General features: G+C 62.2%; 22 protein-coding genes. 15 read left to right on the top strand and 7 right to left on the bottom strand.

Going from position 1 to position 17,389, the window contains the following annotated elements; translation table 11 throughout:
- Nucleotide 1: 1 nt before the first annotated feature.
- On the bottom strand, nt 2-967 hold the full coding sequence (locus tag C8C92_RS20535) for a LysR family transcriptional regulator (RefSeq protein ID WP_099763001.1): 966 nt from the start codon (nt 965-967) through the stop codon (nt 2-4).
- A gap of 126 nt (nt 968-1,093) precedes the next feature.
- On the opposite strand from C8C92_RS20535, the gene C8C92_RS20530 reads away from it, so the two are divergent.
- The 3 genes from C8C92_RS20530 to maiA are packed head-to-tail and all read left to right on the top strand — an operon-like array spanning nt 1,094 to nt 3,371.
- Entirely contained in the window at nt 1,094-1,627 is a 534-nt protein-coding gene (locus C8C92_RS20530; protein ID WP_070311278.1) for a VOC family protein, read from the top strand.
- Between the two features lie 50 nt (nt 1,628-1,677).
- On the top strand, nt 1,678-2,700 hold the full coding sequence (locus C8C92_RS20525) for a fumarylacetoacetate hydrolase family protein (RefSeq protein WP_116745104.1): 1,023 nt from the start codon (nt 1,678-1,680) through the stop codon (nt 2,698-2,700).
- Nucleotides 2,701-2,720: 20 nt separating this feature from the next.
- Nucleotides 2,721-3,371 carry a maleylacetoacetate isomerase gene (gene maiA / locus C8C92_RS20520; protein WP_116746054.1) on the top strand — a complete coding sequence of 217 codons (651 nt, stop codon included), beginning with the start codon at nt 2,721-2,723 and terminating at the stop codon, nt 3,369-3,371.
- 27 nt (nt 3,372-3,398) lie between these two features.
- Here the strand turns inward: maiA and C8C92_RS20515 are convergent, their stop codons facing one another.
- Nucleotides 3,399-4,997 (bottom strand): GGDEF domain-containing protein, encoded by a 1,599-nt coding sequence (locus C8C92_RS20515; RefSeq protein ID WP_243420301.1) that lies wholly within the window; start codon nt 4,995-4,997, stop codon nt 3,399-3,401.
- Nucleotides 4,998-5,403: 406 nt separating this feature from the next.
- Between C8C92_RS20515 and C8C92_RS20510 the strand changes: the two genes are divergently transcribed.
- The 12 genes from C8C92_RS20510 (at nt 5,404) to C8C92_RS20455 (ending at nt 14,602) form a co-directional block, all read left to right on the top strand.
- Nucleotides 5,404-6,183, top strand: coding sequence for a uracil-DNA glycosylase (locus tag C8C92_RS20510; protein WP_116745103.1), 780 nt, complete (start codon nt 5,404-5,406; stop codon nt 6,181-6,183).
- 37 nt (nt 6,184-6,220) lie between these two features.
- Nucleotides 6,221-6,772: an NADAR family protein gene (locus C8C92_RS20505; protein WP_096236717.1), complete on the top strand. Its 552-nt coding sequence runs from the start codon at nt 6,221-6,223 to the stop codon at nt 6,770-6,772.
- A 200-nt stretch (nt 6,773-6,972) separates the two neighbouring features.
- Nucleotides 6,973-7,449: a Fe-S cluster assembly transcriptional regulator IscR gene (gene iscR / locus C8C92_RS20500; RefSeq protein ID WP_034779566.1), complete on the top strand. Its 477-nt coding sequence runs from the start codon at nt 6,973-6,975 to the stop codon at nt 7,447-7,449.
- 72 nt (nt 7,450-7,521) lie between these two features.
- A complete protein-coding gene (locus C8C92_RS20495) occupies nt 7,522-8,748 on the top strand; it encodes an IscS subfamily cysteine desulfurase (protein ID WP_279239664.1) in 1,227 nt (408 codons plus the stop codon).
- Between the two features lie 54 nt (nt 8,749-8,802).
- Nucleotides 8,803-9,192 carry a Fe-S cluster assembly scaffold IscU gene (gene iscU, locus C8C92_RS20490; protein WP_116745102.1) on the top strand — a complete coding sequence of 130 codons (390 nt, stop codon included), beginning with the start codon at nt 8,803-8,805 and terminating at the stop codon, nt 9,190-9,192.
- Between the two features lie 51 nt (nt 9,193-9,243).
- Nucleotides 9,244-9,564: an iron-sulfur cluster assembly protein IscA gene (iscA, locus tag C8C92_RS20485; RefSeq protein WP_010399774.1), complete on the top strand. Its 321-nt coding sequence runs from the start codon at nt 9,244-9,246 to the stop codon at nt 9,562-9,564.
- Nucleotides 9,565-9,630: 66 nt separating this feature from the next.
- On the top strand, nt 9,631-10,146 hold the full coding sequence (hscB, locus tag C8C92_RS20480; RefSeq protein ID WP_099763006.1) for a Fe-S protein assembly co-chaperone HscB: 516 nt from the start codon (nt 9,631-9,633) through the stop codon (nt 10,144-10,146).
- Between the two features lie 88 nt (nt 10,147-10,234).
- Nucleotides 10,235-12,115 (top strand): Fe-S protein assembly chaperone HscA, encoded by a 1,881-nt coding sequence (gene hscA / locus C8C92_RS20475; RefSeq protein ID WP_099763007.1) that lies wholly within the window; start codon nt 10,235-10,237, stop codon nt 12,113-12,115.
- 71 nt (nt 12,116-12,186) lie between these two features.
- Nucleotides 12,187-12,528: an ISC system 2Fe-2S type ferredoxin gene (gene fdx / locus C8C92_RS20470; RefSeq protein ID WP_035820570.1), complete on the top strand. Its 342-nt coding sequence runs from the start codon at nt 12,187-12,189 to the stop codon at nt 12,526-12,528.
- A 1-nt stretch (nt 12,529) separates the two neighbouring features.
- Entirely contained in the window at nt 12,530-12,724 is a 195-nt protein-coding gene (gene iscX / locus C8C92_RS20465) for a Fe-S cluster assembly protein IscX (protein WP_071076333.1), read from the top strand.
- A complete protein-coding gene (locus C8C92_RS20460; protein ID WP_116745101.1) occupies nt 12,711-13,628 on the top strand; it encodes an SAM-dependent methyltransferase in 918 nt (305 codons plus the stop codon). The genes iscX and C8C92_RS20460 overlap by 14 nt, the downstream gene beginning before the upstream one ends.
- Before the next feature lie 215 nt (nt 13,629-13,843).
- On the top strand, nt 13,844-14,602 hold the full coding sequence (locus C8C92_RS20455) for an rRNA pseudouridine synthase (protein ID WP_116745100.1): 759 nt from the start codon (nt 13,844-13,846) through the stop codon (nt 14,600-14,602).
- Here the strand turns inward: C8C92_RS20455 and C8C92_RS20450 are convergent.
- From C8C92_RS20450 to C8C92_RS20430, 5 genes are all read right to left on the bottom strand, one after another.
- On the bottom strand, nt 14,599-15,027 hold the full coding sequence (locus tag C8C92_RS20450; RefSeq protein WP_071076336.1) for a group III truncated hemoglobin: 429 nt from the start codon (nt 15,025-15,027) through the stop codon (nt 14,599-14,601). The genes C8C92_RS20455 and C8C92_RS20450 overlap by 4 nt on opposite strands.
- A gap of 63 nt (nt 15,028-15,090) precedes the next feature.
- Nucleotides 15,091-15,636, bottom strand: a complete 546-nt coding sequence (locus C8C92_RS20445; protein WP_116745099.1) for an RDD family protein — start codon at nt 15,634-15,636, stop codon at nt 15,091-15,093.
- Nucleotides 15,626-16,387 (bottom strand): DUF3106 domain-containing protein, encoded by a 762-nt coding sequence (locus C8C92_RS20440; protein ID WP_116745098.1) that lies wholly within the window; start codon nt 16,385-16,387, stop codon nt 15,626-15,628. The genes C8C92_RS20445 and C8C92_RS20440 overlap by 11 nt, the downstream gene beginning before the upstream one ends.
- 2 nt (nt 16,388-16,389) lie before the next feature.
- Nucleotides 16,390-16,794 carry a DUF3619 family protein gene (locus C8C92_RS20435; protein ID WP_034750051.1) on the bottom strand — a complete coding sequence of 135 codons (405 nt, stop codon included), beginning with the start codon at nt 16,792-16,794 and terminating at the stop codon, nt 16,390-16,392.
- Entirely contained in the window at nt 16,791-17,360 is a 570-nt protein-coding gene (locus C8C92_RS20430; protein WP_034750048.1) for an RNA polymerase sigma factor, read from the bottom strand. Before C8C92_RS20430 ends, C8C92_RS20435 begins: the two co-directional genes overlap by 4 nt.
- Nucleotides 17,361-17,389: the final 29 nt, after the last annotated feature.

Raw genomic sequence — 17,389 nt, 5'->3', positions numbered from 1 at the left:
ATTATAAAGCGCTGCCCGCCGCGCTGCCCGCCGGCAGCGCGGCGCGTGCGCCGTTGTTTCCGCCGACGTTCCACTCATGCGTCTCGACGAACTGGAACAGGAAGGCCATGAAGCTTTCGGCGGCCGGCGACAGCGAACGGCCCGTCTTCGTGTAGACGAAAAAGCGCCGCGTCAGTTCCGGCTGGTGCAGGGCGCGCATGTGCAATTTGTATAGTTTGACCATCGGTTCCGCGTACGGCAGGCAGACCGTGATGCCCAGGTTGGCGCTGACCATGGCCAGCGCCGTCGTCATGAAGGTCACTTCATTGTAGGGATTGAGCGACAGTTCGCGGAACGCGCCGTGCATGTCGCGCAGCAGGCGTTCCGTGAACTGGCCCTGCAGCGAGATGAACGGGTAGTCGCCCACGTCGGCCCAGGTGACGCGCTCTTTCTGCTGCAGCGGGTGCTGCTCGGGGAAGACCAGCACGAAGGGCATTTCGAACAGCACTTGCGCGGCGATTTCCGCCGTCGGGTCGCGCTCGGGGCCGATGCCGAAATCGACTTCGCCGCTGAACACGCGCGCCGACACGTTTTCCACGGGGCAATCGACCAGGCGCAGTTGCACCTCCGGGTGCGCCTGGCGGTAGGCGGCGATCACTTCCGGCAGCAGGGTGCACGCCATCATCTGCGGCGCGGCGATGCGCACCAGGCCCGTCTTCAGGGCCTTGCGCTGGGCGATGCCGGCCATGGCGCCGTCGAGGTCCTCGATCATCTTTTCAAACAGCGGATACAGCTCGCGGCCGATTTCCGACAGTTGCGTCTTGCGCGTGCTGCGCTCGACCACGCGCACGCCCAGCACGCTTTCCAGCTCCTTGATCAAGCCGCTCAAGGCCGATTGCGTCACGTGCAGATATTCGGCGGCCAGGGTAAAACTGCCGGTCTTGGCCAGCGCCACGAAGGCGCGCATTTGCCGCAGGCTGGGACTCATAAGATAATCCGATAAATCAATGGTTAAAAATTGTTTGTATGATAGCTGGAACTCGATTCTAATGGTGAAAAGCTGAAAAACAGGCCAGCCATCGCGCCTCGGGCGCATCCATTGGAGACAAACACCATGAAGATCAAGCAAATCCACCACGTCGCCTACCGCTGCATCGACGCGAAGAAAACCGTCGAGTGGTACGTCAAGCATTTGAACATGAATTTCGTCCTCGCCATCGCCGAAGACCTGGTGCCGTCGACCAAGGCGCCGGACCCGTACATGCACGTCTTCCTCGACGCGGGCCAGGGCAATGTGCTGGCCTTCTTCGAGCTGCCGACGCAGCCGCCGATGGACCGCGACCGCAATACCCCGGCCTGGGTGCAGCACCTGGCGCTGGAAGTGGGCAGCATGGAAGAACTGCTGGCGGCCAAGGAGCGCCTGGTGGCCGCCGGCATCGAGGTGCTGGGCCCCGTCAACCACGCCATCTTCCAGTCGATCTATTTCTTCGACCCGAACGGTCACCGCCTGGAACTGGCGGCCAACGTGGGCACGCCCGAGATGATGGCCAAACTGGACGCCGTCAAATGGGAAATGCTGGAAGAATGGTCGCAGACGCGCCGCGCGCCGAAGCATGCCGCCTGGATGCACGCGCCGGCCGACGCCTGAGCGCCCCGGATCGGCAACCTCTCTGAAACAATTACCGAACAAGGAACACCATGAAACTCGCAACCCTGAAAAACGGCAGCCGTGACGGCGCCCTGATCCTCGTCAGCCGCGACCTGCGCCAGTACCAGCGCGTGGCCGCCATCGCTCCCACGCTGCAGGCAGCGCTCGACAACTGGGACGCCGTCGCGCCGAAACTGGAACAGGCCTACGCCGACTTGAACGCGGGCCAGGCGCCGGACGCGCAGCCGTTCGATGCCAAGCTGTGCCACTCGCCGCTGCCGCGCGCCTACCAGTGGGCCGACGGTTCCGCCTACATCAACCATGTGGAACTGGTGCGCAAGGCGCGCAACGCGGAAGTGCCGGCCTCGTTCTACACGGACCCGCTGATGTACCAGGGCGGCTCGGACAGTTTTATCGGCCCGCGCGACCCCATCTTCGCCCTGTCGGAAGAGTGGGGCATCGACCTGGAAGCCGAAGTGGCTGTCGTCACGGGTGACGTGGCCATGGGCGCCAGCGTGGACGATGCGGCGCAAGCGATTCGCCTGGTGATGCTGGTCAACGATGTCTCGCTGCGCAACCTGATTCCGGGCGAACTGGCCAAGGGTTTTGGCTTTTTCCAGTCGAAGGCGGCCAGCGCGTTTTCGCCCGTCGCCGTCACGCCCGATGAACTTGAAGGCCACTGGGCCGACAGCAAGCTGCATTTGCCGCTGCTGGTGGACTTGAACGACAAACCGTTCGGCAAGCCGAATGCGGGCGAAGACATGACCTTCAATTTTGCCCAGCTGGTGGCACATGCGGCGAAGACGCGCGAACTGGGCGCCGGCACTATCGTCGGTTCCGGCACCGTGTCGAACAAGCAGGGCAATCTGTTCGGTTCCAGCATCGAAAATGGCGGTGTGGGTTATTGCTGCCTGGCCGAGGTGCGCATGTATGAAACCATCGAACACGGTGCGCCGAAGACGGCGTACCTGCAGTTCGGCGACACGGTGCGCATCGAGATGCGCGACGCGGCCGGTGCCAGCATCTTCGGCAGCATCGAGCAGACGGTCGCGCTGTACGCCGGCCGCGCCTGAAAGGACGCCCCGCCATGAGCATGAAGCTGTACACCTATTTCCGCAGTTCGGCCGCCTACCGCGTGCGCATTGCCTTGAATGTGAAGGGTATCGCCTACGACAGCATCCCCGTGCATCTGCTGCAGGATGGCGGCCAGCAGTTGCTGCCGGCCTACCGCGCCGTGAATCCCTCGGCGCTGGTGCCGGCGCTCGATGACGACGGCGCCATCCTGACGCAGTCGCTGGCGATGCTCGAATACCTGGACGAAACGCGACCGGCCGTGCCGCTGCTGCCGGGCGATGCGCTGGGACGCGCCCGCGTGCGCGCGCTGGCGCTGGCGATCGCCTGCGATGCGCATCCGCTGACGAATCTGCGCGTCCTGAAATACCTGAAAAATACGCTGGGCCTGTCGGACGAGGCCAAACAGGAGTGGTACCGGCACTGGATGGCCGAGGGACTGGCGGCCGTCGAAGCGCTGCTGGCGCAGGGCGACCCGGCAGGTACGGGCCTGTTCTGCCATGGCGACAGCCCGACGATGGCCGACTGCTGCCTGGTGCCGCAAGTGTTCAATGCGCAGCGTTTCGCCATCGACCTGGCGCCGTACCCGCGCGTGGCGCGCATCCACGCGCATTGTGCCGGCTTGCCGGCGTTTGCCGCCGCCCATCCGTCGCAGCAGCCTGACGCCGAATAGGGCATCAGGTCAACAAGGGGAGCTGGTTCAGTTCCACTCAACCCTGTCCCGTCCGCCATGTTTGGCGCGGTACAGGGCCTGATCGGCGCGGATCAGCAGATCGGTCATGTTGTCCGCTTCCCGCCTGCTTGCTGCGGTCGATTGCGGCGCGTTGCATGTCACGCCGATGCTGATGGTCAGGCTGACCAGTTGGCCGTCATCGCATTCCACGCGCAAGCTCGCTGCCGCCAGGCGCAGGCGCTCGGCCGCTTCCAGCGCCACTGGCAGCGGCGTCTCCGGCATCAGCAGCACGAATTCCTCGCCCCCGAAGCGCGCCGCCGTATCCATGCCCCGTGTGATGCTGCGCAGCACTTGCGCGACGGCAGCGATGGCGCGGTCGCCCGCATCGTGGCCATGGTCGTCATTGATGCGCTTGAAGTGATCGATATCGATCATCAGCAGCGACAGCGTATGGCCGAAGCGTTGGGCGCGTTCAAGCTCCTCCGTCAGCCGCAGGGTCATCATGCGGCGGTTCCCCAGGCCCGTCAGCGGGTCGGTCGTGGCTTGCTGCTCCAGCCGGGAGTTGGCCACCAGCAGTTCCAGGGTGCGCTGCAAGACCCGTTCCTCGAGCATGTCGCGCTCCGCATGCAGCGCCGCCACGCTGGCGCGGCGGCTGCGCTGGGCCAGTAGCAGGGCCGTAATCAGCGCCGCTTGCAGCGCGATCAGCGACAGTCCGGCGATGATCTGCCAGTGATATTGCGCCCATACACCCTGTGGCCGGTTCAGGATGCGCGACTCCTCGGGCAGATTGCGCAAGCCGAAACGCTGTACTGCGGCATCGTCGAAAATAGTTGCCTGCATGCCATCCGGGTTCGGCGTTTTGCCCAGCAGGATGCGTGCAATGGTGCGCCCCACTTTCTCTCCGCTGATGACATAGCCGCCCACCACGCCGGGCAGTATCAGCGATTCCACGCTGGTGAAAATGGGCACGGCGCTGCGTGAGGCCAGGTCGCGCGCCATGGCGGGCGGCGTGGTGCGCTGCCCCAGTTCGTCGCGATACACTGGCAGCAGGTAGATGGCGCTGCCCGGTCCCAGCATTCCGGTGCGGCGCCACAGCTCTTCCTGGCTCAGGTGATCCCAGAAATCGGCCTTGAGACGATCCTGGTAGGGCGCGATGGCGGCGCGGATGGCGGCGATCCATGCCTGGCCGCGTGCGCTGCCGTCGCCGACGACGGCGATATGGCGCAGACCTGGCGTCACTTGCAGCATGACGGCGATGGCCTTGCCGAAATCGTGGCGCACATCGAGATTGATGCCGTCGGCAGGCGCCCAGTCCTGCCGTCCCTGATTCACATAGTAGCGCGGCACGCCGGGAAACAGCTGCGGATGCTGGCTCAGGAACTGGGCCGCCAAGTAGTTTTCCGTGATGATGGCATCGAATTGCACCATCCTGTACTTGGTTTGCAGATAGGTTTCCAGCCCGGCGACGGCAGGCTGTTCGCCCACGCGTACGGAATCGAGCCGTTCCTCATAGATGCCGGGCGCGAGGTGCCAGTTCTCGTTGGCCAGTTCAGCGCTCATGCCCTTGTGGATCAGCGTTTGCCACTGCGAGGAGGCATCGCTGCCCAGCGAATACAGTACCAGCACTTGCCTTGGCGCAAAACGAGGTGCGCTGATCTCCGCCAGGTCTAGCGCATGGACGGGGGCGTTGCAGCATAGCCATAGCAGAAAGCTCAGGCAGGGCAGGCGTAGCGCGGCGCGTAATCGGATGAGGCAGGGACGTGGCATGGGCAGGGCAGTGTGTTGAGAACTTGCCCAGGCGCAATGAGCGTTAGTGGATCGAAGAAGCCGGCAAGCACTACATCTTGATGCGGCTCAAGTTCCAAGGAAACCAGTCTAGCATTGCCGGCCTCGATTGGCGCAGGTGGCGTGCAATTTTTGATACGGTTGTGGCGATATTGGTATTGCTGTGCAATGTGCGAATGGTGCCCATTCAACAACGCAGGCGTATCGGTGCGCTACAATTTGCGTTTGCCCCAATACTTCACGCCTCATGACCGCAACCACCGTTCCTGCCAGCATCACCGATGCCCTGTCCCTGGCGCACGCTTCCTGGCGTCCCATCCTGCTGCGCGGCTTGCACGCCGTGATGGCGGCCGATCCCGCCTACCTGCCGGCGCTGGCCGCCGATGATTATCTGCCCACGCAGGGCCGGCTGTTCGCCGCCTTTGCCCTGCCGCTGGCGCAGGTGCGCCATGTGCTGGTGGGCGAGGGGCCGTACCCGCGCGCCGACAGCGCCACGGGCGTGTGCTTCATGGATGGCGCCGTCGGCAGTTTATGGTCGGTCACGGGGCTGTCGAAACCCGTCAACCGCGCCACGTCCCTGCGCAACTTCATGAAGATGCTGCTGGTGGCCGATGGCCAGTTGCAGGGTGGCGACACGTCCGGCGCGGCCATGGCGCCCGTGGCGGCCGCCGCGCTGCAAGCCGGCAGCGGCGTGATCCAGACCCTGCCCGACTTGCAGCGCAAGATGACGGAGCAGGGTTTCTTGCTGCTCAACGCGGCGCTGGTGTTCCGTTCCCACGTGCCGCCCGTGCAAGATGCGCGCGGCTGGCTGCCCTTCCTGCAAGTGGTGCTGGAAGCGCTGGCGCAGCAGGGCGGGGCGGCCTTGCCGCAACTGGTGTTGTGGGGCAAGATTGCCGAGCTCATCAAACGCCTGCCGGTGGCGGCAATGCTGCCGCAGGTGACGGCGGAACATCCGTATAATCTGTCCTTTATCGGCAACAGCGACATGCAGGCCTTGTTTGGTCCGATGCAACTGTTGCGTGCTTGAGATTGAATTGACGCCATCTGGCGGAAGTGCGGGGAATATGCAAATCAGTAATGTGGAAGAATTGAAGGCGTGGATAGCGGCGGGCGGCGTGCCCGACTATCTGTATTTCTGGGGCCACACGCCGGCGCAGCCGCAGGTGCCCGACAAAAGTTGCTTCAGCCAGTGGTTTCCGTCGCCGTTCAGCCTCGCCGGCGTGACGTATGCGACGGCCGAGCATTACATGATGGCGCAAAAGGCGGCCCTGTTTGGCGATACCTCGGTGCAGGCGCGCATCGTGGCGGCCGGGCGGCCGTCGGAAGTGAAGAAGCTGGGGCGCGAAGTGGCCAATTTTGACGCCAAGGTATGGGAAGCGGCGCGCGCCGGCATCGTCTTCGATGGCAATTTTGCCAAATTCTCGCAAAAGGCTGCGCTGCGCAAGTTTCTGCTGGGGACGGGCGAACGCGTCATCGTCGAAGCCAGTCCCGTCGACCGTATCTGGGGCGTGGGCCTGGCGTCGGACAATTCGCGCATCCTGGACCCCGCCACCTGGGACGGTCTGAACCTGCTGGGTTTTGAACTGATGAAAGTGCGCAGCGCTTTACGTGCCTGAGCCGTACCGTTGTTTTCCTGAAGCCGCCGCGCCTGGCGCGGCCGGCTATGCCCCTGCCAGCCCTGTGGTCATCGAGGGGCGCTCTGACAAACCCCGCCGAATTTGTTATACTTGACTAAATCATTCAACTACTCAGGGTTTGAGAAGTTGAAAAGCCGCAATATTTTAAACTAGTTATTGAACAGTTGAACCGAGGATGTATGCGTCTGACTACAAAAGGCCGTTTTGCCGTGACTGCAATGATCGATCTTGCCCTGCGCCAGGGCAAGGGACCGGTCACCTTGTCCGGCATCAGCCAGCGCCAGTCGATTTCCCTGTCCTACCTGGAACAGCTGTTCGGCAAGCTGCGCCGCCATGAGATCGTCGAATCGATCCGCGGTCCCGGCGGCGGCTACAGCCTGGCGCGCCGTGCCGACAAAGTAACGGTGGCCGATATCATCATCGCCGTAGATGAGCCGCTGGACGCCACGCAGTGCGGCGGCAAGGAACATTGCCACGGCGCCGACGCGGCCACGGGTGCGCGCTGCATGACGCATGAGCTGTGGTCCACACTCAACGAAAAAATGGTCGATTATCTGGATTCTGTGTCGCTGCAGGACCTGGTCGACCAGCAGAGACAAAAGATTGCCGAGCAAAGCGTGATGGTGATGCACCGTAACCACGCCGCCCTCGGTTGATAAATACAAAATACTAAGTTGCTGATTGCATTGGAGTTATTGATGAACGCCCCTGAAAAAAACGTAGGCCAAGTGCACTTTGAAACCGCACCGCATTTTCCAATCTACATGGATTACTCGGCCACCACGCCGATCGATCCACGCGTCGCCGACAAGATGATTCCTTACCTGCGCGAGCAGTTCGGCAATCCGGCATCGCGCAGCCACATGTATGGCTGGACGGCGGAAAAAGCCGTGGAAGAGGCACGCGGCTACGTGGCGGCCCTGGTGAACGCCGATCCGCGCGAAATCATCTGGACTTCCGGCGCGACGGAAAGCAACAACCTGGCCATCAAGGGCGCGGCGCAGTTCTACAAGACCAAGGGCAAGCACATCATCACCGTCAAGACCGAGCATAAATCGGTGCTCGACACGGTGCGCGAACTGGAACGCATCGGCTTCGAAGCGACCTATCTGGAACCGCAGGACAACGGCCTGATCACCGTCGAGCAGCTGGCTGCGGCTGTGCGCCCGGACACCATCCTCGTGTCGGTGATGCTGGTGAACAACGAAATCGGCGTGATCCAGCCGATCGACGAGATCGGCGTGTTCTGCCGCTCGAAAGGCATCATCTTCCATTGCGACGCCGCGCAAGCGACGGGCAAGGTCGTCATCGACCTGCAAAAGACCAAGGTCGACCTGATGACCTTCACGGCGCACAAAACCTACGGCCCGAAAGGCGTGGGCGCCCTGTACGTCTGCCGCAAGCCGCGCGTGCGCCTGGAAGCGCAGATGCACGGTGGCGGCCATGAGCGCGGCCTGCGCTCGGGCACCCTGCCGACGCACCAGATCGTCGGCATGGGCGAGAGCTTCCGTATCGCCAAGGAAGAAATGGACAGCGAAATCGGCCGCATCAAGGCTTTGCGCGACCGCCTGGCGAAGGGCTTGCAAGAGATCGAAGAAGTCTACATCAACGGCGACATGGAGCACCGCGTGCCGCACAACCTGAATGTCAGCTTCAACTACGTCGAAGGCGAGTCGCTGATCATGGCGATCAAGGACATCGCCGTGTCGTCCGGTTCGGCCTGCACCTCGGCCAGCCTGGAACCATCGTACGTGCTGCGTGCCCTGGGCCGCAGCGACGAACTGGCGCACAGCTCGATCCGCTTCACCATCGGCCGCTTCTCGACCGAGGAAGACATCGACTTCGCCGTGAACCTGCTGAAATCGAAAGTACACAAGCTGCGCGAACTGTCGCCGCTGTGGGACATGTTCAAGGACGGCATCGACATTAATTCGATCCAATGGGCAGCCCACTAACCAACACCCTGACCTCGTGAATGGGGCCGGCAAGAATATTTAAGGAGCATCAAAATGGCTTACTCGGACAAAGTACTCGATCACTACGAAAACCCGCGCAACGTGGGCGCTTTCGACAAGGGTGATGACACCATCGGCACCGGCATGGTGGGCGCGCCTGCCTGCGGCGACGTGATGAAACTGCAGATCAAGGTCGGCGCCGATGGCCTGATCGAAGACGCGAAATTCAAGACCTATGGCTGCGGTTCGGCCATCGCGTCGAGCTCGCTGGTGACCGAATGGGTCAAGGGCAAGACCCTGGACCAGGCGCTGGCCATCAAGAATACGCAGATCGCCGAAGAACTGGCCCTGCCACCAGTGAAAATTCACTGCTCCATCCTGGCGGAAGACGCCATCAAGGCGGCAGTGCTGGATTACCAGACCCGCCATCCGGCAGCAGCTTAAACGTTGGCAGCCCGCCCCAGCCGCAAGGCCGGGGCAGTTGCGGAGAAATACATGATCACACTGACCGAAAAAGCGGCGAAACACATCAACCGTTATATCGAACGGCGCGGCAAGGGCATGGGTTTGCGCTTTGGCGTGCGCACCACGGGCTGCTCGGGCCTGGCTTACAAGCTCGAATATGTCGATGAAGTGGCGGCCGAAGACAGCGTCTTCGAATCGCACGGCGTGAAGGTCTTCGTCGACCCGAAAAGCTTGCCTTACATCGACGGCACGGAACTCGATTTCGCGCGCGAAGGCTTGAACGAAGGCTTCAAGTTCCACAATCCGAACGAAAAAGACGCCTGCGGCTGCGGCGAGTCCTTCAGGATTTAAACAGCTGGCAAGACCCCGGTCGGTGCGCTGTACCCATCGATTGCGGTACAGCGACCACCGACCATTATGCAAAATCACTTCGAATTATTCCAGTTGCCGGCGCAGTTCGGGCTCGACATGAGCGCGCTCGACTCTGCCTACCGCGACGTGCAGGGCAAGGTCCATCCGGACCGTTTCATCAACGCCAGCAGTGCTGAAAAGCGCGTGGCGATGCAATGGGCCACGCGCGCCAATGAAGCCTATCAAACCCTGAAAAGCCCGCAAAAGCGCGCGCAATACCTGTGCGAACTGAATGGCGTCGATTTGCAGACGGAATCGAACACGGCCATGCCCGTCAGCTTCCTGATGCAGCAGATGGAATGGCGCGAGGAACTCGGCGATGCGCGTGCCGGCAAGGATGCCGACGCGCTCGACGCCCTGGACCGCCAGCTGCGCGGCGAACGCAAGGCGCTGCTGGCCCAGGTGGCGGCCCAGCTTGACGCCGGCGACTATGTGAATGCCGCGCAAAGCGTGCGCGCCCTGATGTTCCTCGACAAATTCGGCGAGGAAGTCCGTTTTGCATACGAAGCCATGGAAGCCTGACTGACCAAGCGCCAGCCTGGCGCGCGTCTTATAATGCGCGACAGGCATCAGCAGCACCACGCACAAAATTAATCGAGGCACGAATACAATGGCACTTCTGCAAATTTCCGAACCAGGCATGTCGACCGCGCCGCACCAGCACCGCCTGGCCGTCGGCATCGATCTGGGCACCACCAATTCCCTGGTCGCCACCGTGCGCAACAGCATTCCCGAGGTGCTCAACGACGAAGACGGGCGCTCCCTGCTGCCCTCAGTCGTGCGCTATCTGCCGAACGGCCATGCGAACATCGGCTACAAGGCCCTGTCCGCGCAAACCACCGACCCGAAGAACACCATCGTGTCCGTCAAGCGCTTCATGGGCCGTGGCCTGGCCGACATCGCCTACGCGGAAAACCTGCCCTACGACTTCCAGGATACGCCTGGCATGGTGCAGCTGAAAACCGTGGCCGGCGTGAAAAGCCCCGTCGAAGTGTCGGCGCAAATCCTCGCCACCCTGCGCCAGCGCGCGGAAGATTCCCTGGGTGACGACCTGGTCGGCGCCGTCATCACCGTGCCCGCCTACTTTGACGACGCGCAGCGCCAGGCGACCAAAGATGCGGCGCAATTGGCCGGCATCAATGTCTTGCGCCTGTTGAGCGAGCCGACGGCGGCCGCCATCGCGTATGGCCTCGACAATGCCTCCGAAGGCGTGTACGCCGTGTATGACCTCGGCGGCGGCACCTTCGACATCTCGATCCTGAAACTGAGCAAGGGTGTCTTTGAAGTCTTGTCCACGGGCGGCGACTCGGCCCTGGGCGGCGACGATTTCGACCGCCGCCTGTTCTGCTGGATCAGCGAGCACGCCAAGCTGGCGCCGCTGTCGGACGAAGACACGGCCATCCTGATGGTGAAGGCGCGCGAAATCAAGGAAACGCTGTCGACCAAGTCGGAAACGATGATCGACGCGGCCCTGAACTCGGGCGAAGAAATCCACCTGCGCATCACGGCGACGGAATTTGCCGCCATGACGCAGCACCTGGTGGGCAAGACCATGAACGCCATCAAGAAAGCCTTGCGCGACGCGAACGTGGATGCGGACGACGTCGACGGCGTGGTGATGGTGGGTGGCGCCACGCGCATGCCGCACGTGCAGCGCGCCGTCAGCGAATTCTTCCACACGACGCCGCACGCGAATATCGACCCCGACAAGGTGGTGGCGCTGGGCGCGGCCATCCAGGCGAATTTGCTGGCTGGCAACCGCGCCGCCGGCGACGACTGGCTGCTGCTGGACGTGATCCCGCTGTCGCTCGGTATCGAAACCATGGGCGGCCTGGTGGAAAAGATCATCCCCCGCAATTCGACGATTCCGTGCGCGCGCGCGCAGGAATTCACGACATTTAAAGATGGCCAGACGGCGCTGGCCGTGCACGTGCTGCAGGGCGAGCGCGAACTGGTCAGCGATTGCCGCTCGCTGGCGCGTTTTGAATTGCGCGGCATTCCACCGATGGTGGCGGGCGCCGCGCGCATCCGCATCACGTATCAGGTCGATGCGGACGGCTTGCTGTCGGTGTCGGCACGCGAATTGCGCTCGGGCGTGGAAGCGTCGATCAGCGTCAAGCCGGCGTATGGCCTGGGCGACGACGATATCGCGCGCATGCTGCAGGATTCGTACACCTCGGCCGACGTCGACATGGTGGCGCGCGCGCTGCGCGAAGAACAGGTGGAAGCGGAACGCATCCTGCTGGCCACACAGTCGGCGCTCGATGAAGACGGCGGCTTGCTCGACGATGCCGAGCGCGCCACCGTGGATGGCTTGATGAACAAGGTGCGCGACGCCATTGCGCAATCGCAAAGCGGCGCCATCGACCACCAGGCATTAAAACTGGCGATCGAGGCGCTGGCCGACGGCACCGAGGATTTTGCCTCGCGCCGCATGGACCGCAGCGTGCGCACTGCATTGAAGGGCAAGTCCCTGGACCAGGTCGTTTAAGAATAATTGAAATGCGCGCCGTGTGCACTTGCTGCGGCAGCGCTCCGAATCATTGAAATTGTAGAGGTAATATGCCCCAAATCGTTATTCTGCCGCACGCCAAGCTTTGCCCGGACGGCGCCGTCATCGAAGCCCCGGCCGGCAAGTCCATCTGTGACATCCTGCTGGAAAACGACATCGACATCGAGCACGCCTGCGAAAAATCGTGCGCCTGCACCACCTGCCACGTGCTGGTGCGTGAAGGCATCGAATCCTTGAACGAAGCGACGGAACTGGAAGAAGACATGCTGGACAAGGCCTGGGGCCTGGAAGCCGTGTCGCGCCTGTCGTGCCAGTCCATCGTGGCCGACGCCGACCTCGTCGTCGAAATCCCGAAATACACGATCAACCAGGTCAGCGAAGGCAGCCACTAACATGAAATGGTCTGATATTCACGCGATCGCCGAGGCGCTGTACGACGCGCATCCGGACATCGATCCCCTGACCGTGCGTTTTACCGACCTGCATAACTGGGTGGTGGAACTGGACGGCTTCGACGATGACCACACGCGCGGCGGCGAAAAAGTGCTCGAAGCGATACAGATGGCGTGGATCGATGAAGCGCGCTAAGGGCGCGGCAGCCGCCGCCACCGCAGTCGCTGCGCCGAAAGACGTCATCACGGCCGCCAGCAACATGCCCGAGATCAAGGATGGCCAATCGGTCGCCTTGCTGCAGGAATTGCACATCCTGACGCGCGACGGCAAGATGAACCAGGACAGCCGCCGCAAGCTCAAGCAGGTGTACCACCTGACGCAGTTCATCGAGCCGCTGCTGCGCGAAGTGCAGCTCGACCACCCCGGCGTCTCCTTGGTCGACCACGGCGCCGGCAAGTCCTACCTGGGTTTCATTTTGTACGACCTGTTCTTCAAGAACGGCAACGACGGTTCGCACATCTACGGCATCGAGACGCGCGAAGAGCTGGTGCAGCGCTCGCAAGAGCTGGCGAAGAAATTCAAGTTCCCCGGCATGTCGTTTTTGCCGCTGTCCGTGGCCGAATCGACGGAGTCGAACCTGCTGCCGCAACAGATCGACATCGTCACGGCCTTGCATGCGTGCAACACGGCTACCGATGACGCCATTCACTTCGCCCTGAAGAAAAAGGCGAAGTTCATGGTGCTGGTGCCGTGCTGCCAGGCCGAAGTGGCTTCCGTCCTGAAGAAGAACAAGGGCAAGAGCCTGGGCAAGAGTGCCTTGACGGAATTGTGGCGCCACCCGCTGCACACGCGCGAGTTCGGCAGCCAGATCACCAACGTGCTGCGCTGTCTGCAGCTGGAAGCGCACGGCTACCAGGTCAGCGTGACGGAGCTGGTGGGCTGGGAGCATTCGATGAAGAATGAGCTGATCATCGCCAGTTACAAAAACTTGCCGCGCCAGCGTCCGACGGAGCGCCTGCAGGAAGTGCTGCAAACGCTGGGCCTGGAAGAGATGGGTCACCGCTTCTTTGCCGAGGAATTGGCCAAGGCGCAGGCCTGATTGTTGGATTACGCGTTCCGCTAATCCAACCTACCAAAGCCGCCACCGCCGCGCAGGTCGGGTGGGTCGGGTAGGTCGGATTAGCGTAGCGTAATCCGACAACCAGCAGCGTAATCCGACAACCACCGGGCAATCAGCAACAACGTCAACAAGAGGGGAGGAGCGGGTCGGTTACAATACCGGCTTTCTCCTCCTCTTGCTTTTTGCGCCTCCCCATGACCACACCACACGAAATGCCCACCGTCCGCCTGGCCAAGCGCCTGTCTGAAGACGTACCCTGTTCGCGCCGCGAGGCCGAGCTGTATATCGAGGGCGGCTGGGTTACGGTCGATGGCGTGCTGGTGGAAGAGTCGGGCGCGCGCGTGGCCGACAATCAGGCAGTGGTGCTGCTGCCGAACGCGACTCTGGAAGAAATGCCGCCCGTGACGATCTTGCTGCACAAGCCGGCCGGCATCAACGGCGGCGTAGGCAGCGAAGGCAAGCCAGCCCTGAGCTGCCTGCGTCCCGAAGAGCTATTCACACCCGAAAACGTGCTGCCCAGCGCCGTCACGCGCTTCCTCAAGCGCCACCTGATCGGCCTGACCATCACCAATCCGCTCGACACCATGGCTTCCGGCCTGCTGGTGTTTACGCAGGATTTCCGCGTCGCCCGCAAGCTGGTCGACGAAGCCAAAACGGTGGAGCAGGAATTCATCGTGGAAGTGTCGGGCGCCATCGCCGAAAACGGCCTGGCGCTGCTGAATCACGGCTTGCCCTTCAATGGCAAGCCTTTGCCGCCGATCAAGGTCAGCTGGCAGAACGAGACGCGCTTGCGCTTCGCCCTGAAAAACGTGCAGCCAGGCCAGATCGCTCACATGTGCAAGATGGTGGGACTGGATGTCGTCGCCATGAAGCGCCTGCGCATCGGGCGCATCCCGATGGGCGCCATGCCGTCAGGTCAGTGGCGCTATCTGCAGGGTTACGAGCGGTTCTAAAGCTGCGGCGCCACGATGGCGTGGCTTTCTGCAAAGCTTTTCCATAGCCGTTCGGCAATATTCAAGGCGATGGTGTCGGCCTTCTCTTGCAGGGCCGGGTTGCCCATGCTCTCGGTCGTGGCGAAGAACAGGGTCAGCCAGCGGCGGAACATGCACGGCGTCAGGTGTTCCATTTTCGCGTGCTGGGCCAGCGGCTTGCCGTGGTAGCGCATGGTGCCGCGCAGCAAACCTGACCAGAAATCGACCAATGTTGCCAGGTGGGCATCCCAATCCTTGACCTCGGCGGCAAAGATGGGACCCAGCATGGCGTCATCGCGCGCGGCCGCATAAAAGGTGTGGACGAGGTGCTTGACGTCGTCTTCGCTGCAGACTTCCTCGCGGTAGGGAGCGAAGCGTGTGTGGGGGAGGGGGGCGGTATTATTCATGGCATGCCATGATCGCAGAGCCCCCGCGGCGCTTCAATGACCCAGGTCAAGCCGCGTAAAAACTCAGGCGGCGACTTTCTTCGACTTCTTCGCGGGGGCGGGCAATTGCACGATCTGCGTACCTACCAGCTTGTCGTGCAGGAATTGTCCATTGCCCGTCAACAGGGCCGTGGCCGACCAGGCCAGGATGCCAACGCCGATGGCGCCCAGGGCTGCCCAGTGCTGCAAATCGAATGCATACGACACCAGCAGGGCCGGCAGCAGCCACATCCATGACAGGATGTAGCGGTACGCGGCCACGCGCAGCGGCACGTGGGCGTGGCCTGGCAGCACCAGTTGCAAGCGCCAGGTCTTCATGGCCAGGGTCTGCCCTTCGCGGCTCCATTGATGGATGAAGTACGCGCCCATGATGAGGAAGGCCAGGCACTGGCGCATGTGTTCAGTCAGTGGCGTATGCGCGCCTTGCACGGCCAGTTCAAACAGCAGGAAAGGCAAGAACAGCACGGCCAGGGCCAGCAGCGACTCGTACACCATGGAAATCAGGCGGCGCTTGATCGTGGGATGGGAAGTGATGCTGGCGGCAGGCGTGCTATTGGTGCTATTTGGCATAGTTCGGCAGTGGGGCAGGCGTGACAGGAGGCGTGACGGGCACGGTGGCGGGGGCTGCCGCAGGATCGGCTGGCGGCACGCTTGCCGCTGCGGGAGCGGGCGGCAGGACGGGCGTGGCGACGGCAGGCGCTGCCGGCATGGCCGGTGGCACGATCACGGGCGGTTTGCTCGTATTCGAATTGATTGCCGGCACTTTCTCCAGCGGCTTTTTCGGCACCAGTTCCGTCGCCAGCTTTTTCTTTTGATCTTCCGGCAATTGCTGGTATTGCTCCCATTGCGCGGTTTTTTGACCAGGATCAATCTTCTTTGTGCGCGTATAGTTTTCGCGCACCAGGCGGCGCTGTTCCGGCGTCAGCTTGATCCATTCGCGCATGCGTTCATGCACGCGGTTTTGTTCGTCGGGCGACATGGAAGCAAAGCGGCTGGCGATATCGAGCCATTTCTGCTTGCGCAGCGGTTCCAGCTTGTTCCATTCGCCCGCCAGCGGCTGCAGGGCTTGCTGCTGCGCGCGCGACAGCTTGTTCCAGGACGGGTTGTCGCTGGCCTTGGGCGGCGTGCCGCCTTTGCCGGCCGTGCGCGGCGAGCCGGGCTTGACGGCCGGGGCCGGCGCCACCACGGACGCTGCTGTCACGGCAGTGGTGGCGGGCGCAGGATGTTGTTGCGCGCCTACCCAGGCGGCGCCAGCCAGGGCGCAGGCGCCCAGACCGATGCCGCCAGCCAGCCAGCCTTTGCGTACGCTCAAGCGTGCCATGCTTATTGCTCGCGTTTCGTCAGGTAGGCGTTGAAGCCATGGTCCATGTAGGCCGAGAGCGGCAATTCGTCCGACAGCACGGCGGCGTCGATTTCTGCCAGTTCGGCAATATGTTGTTCTTGCTCAAACTGATAGATGCCCACCAGGCCTCCGACCAGCAGCAGCAGGGGGATGATCACGCTCATGCGGCCCAGCCACGACAGCGGTTCGACAAACAGGCTGCTGGCGACGCCGGCGAACACGTTCTGGCGCACGGCAACGGCGGCGGGCGCGTCCGCCTTCTTGCGCGACAGGGCCAGCTTGCGTGCCGCTGCCAGGCGATCGGTGGCCGATGCGGGCAGGTCGTCGAGTTTTTCGTTCAGTGCATGGCGCACTTTGTAAGCGAAATTGAGATCGTCGGTGTTCATAATTTTATTCCCTTGGCTTTCAGCGATTCGGCGAGCGTGTGGGTAGCTCTAGAGCAATGTGTTTTCACGCTACCTTCGGAGCAACCCATCGCTTCCGCTGTTTCAGCCACATCCATGTCCTGCCAGTAACGCATGAGGAAGGCTTCGCGTTGACGTGACGGCAGTTTTTGTACCTCTGCATCAATCAAATCAAGCATTTGCGCGCGTTCGACCTGATCGGCCGACGATTCGGCGGCACTCGAACCCTGTTCCGATTCATACGTGTCAAGTATATCAAAATCTTCATGCTCGTCGCCCGAGGGCTTCATGCCAGAAAACAGGCTGACCCAGGTGTTGCGAACTTTTTCTCGGCGGAAATAATCAAGGATGGTGTTCTGCAAGATGCGCTGGAACAGCATCGGCAGCTCGGCGGCCGGCTTGTCGCCGTACTTCTCGGCCAGCTTGATCATGGCATCCTGCACGATGTCGAGTGCCGATTCTTCCTTGCGGACCGCGTAGGCGGCCTGCTTGAAAGCGCGCCGCTCGACATTTTCTAGAAAGTCGGATAATTCTTTGTCTGTTGCCATGCGGTATGGGGATCTTAGCGGGCTGCGGG

This window comes from Janthinobacterium sp. 78, from assembly GCF_003096775.1.
GTDB lineage: Bacteria > Pseudomonadota > Gammaproteobacteria > Burkholderiales > Burkholderiaceae_D > Janthinobacterium > Janthinobacterium tructae.
The sequence above is the reverse complement of the archived record's forward strand: the minus strand, read 5'-3'. Positions and strand labels throughout refer to the sequence as shown.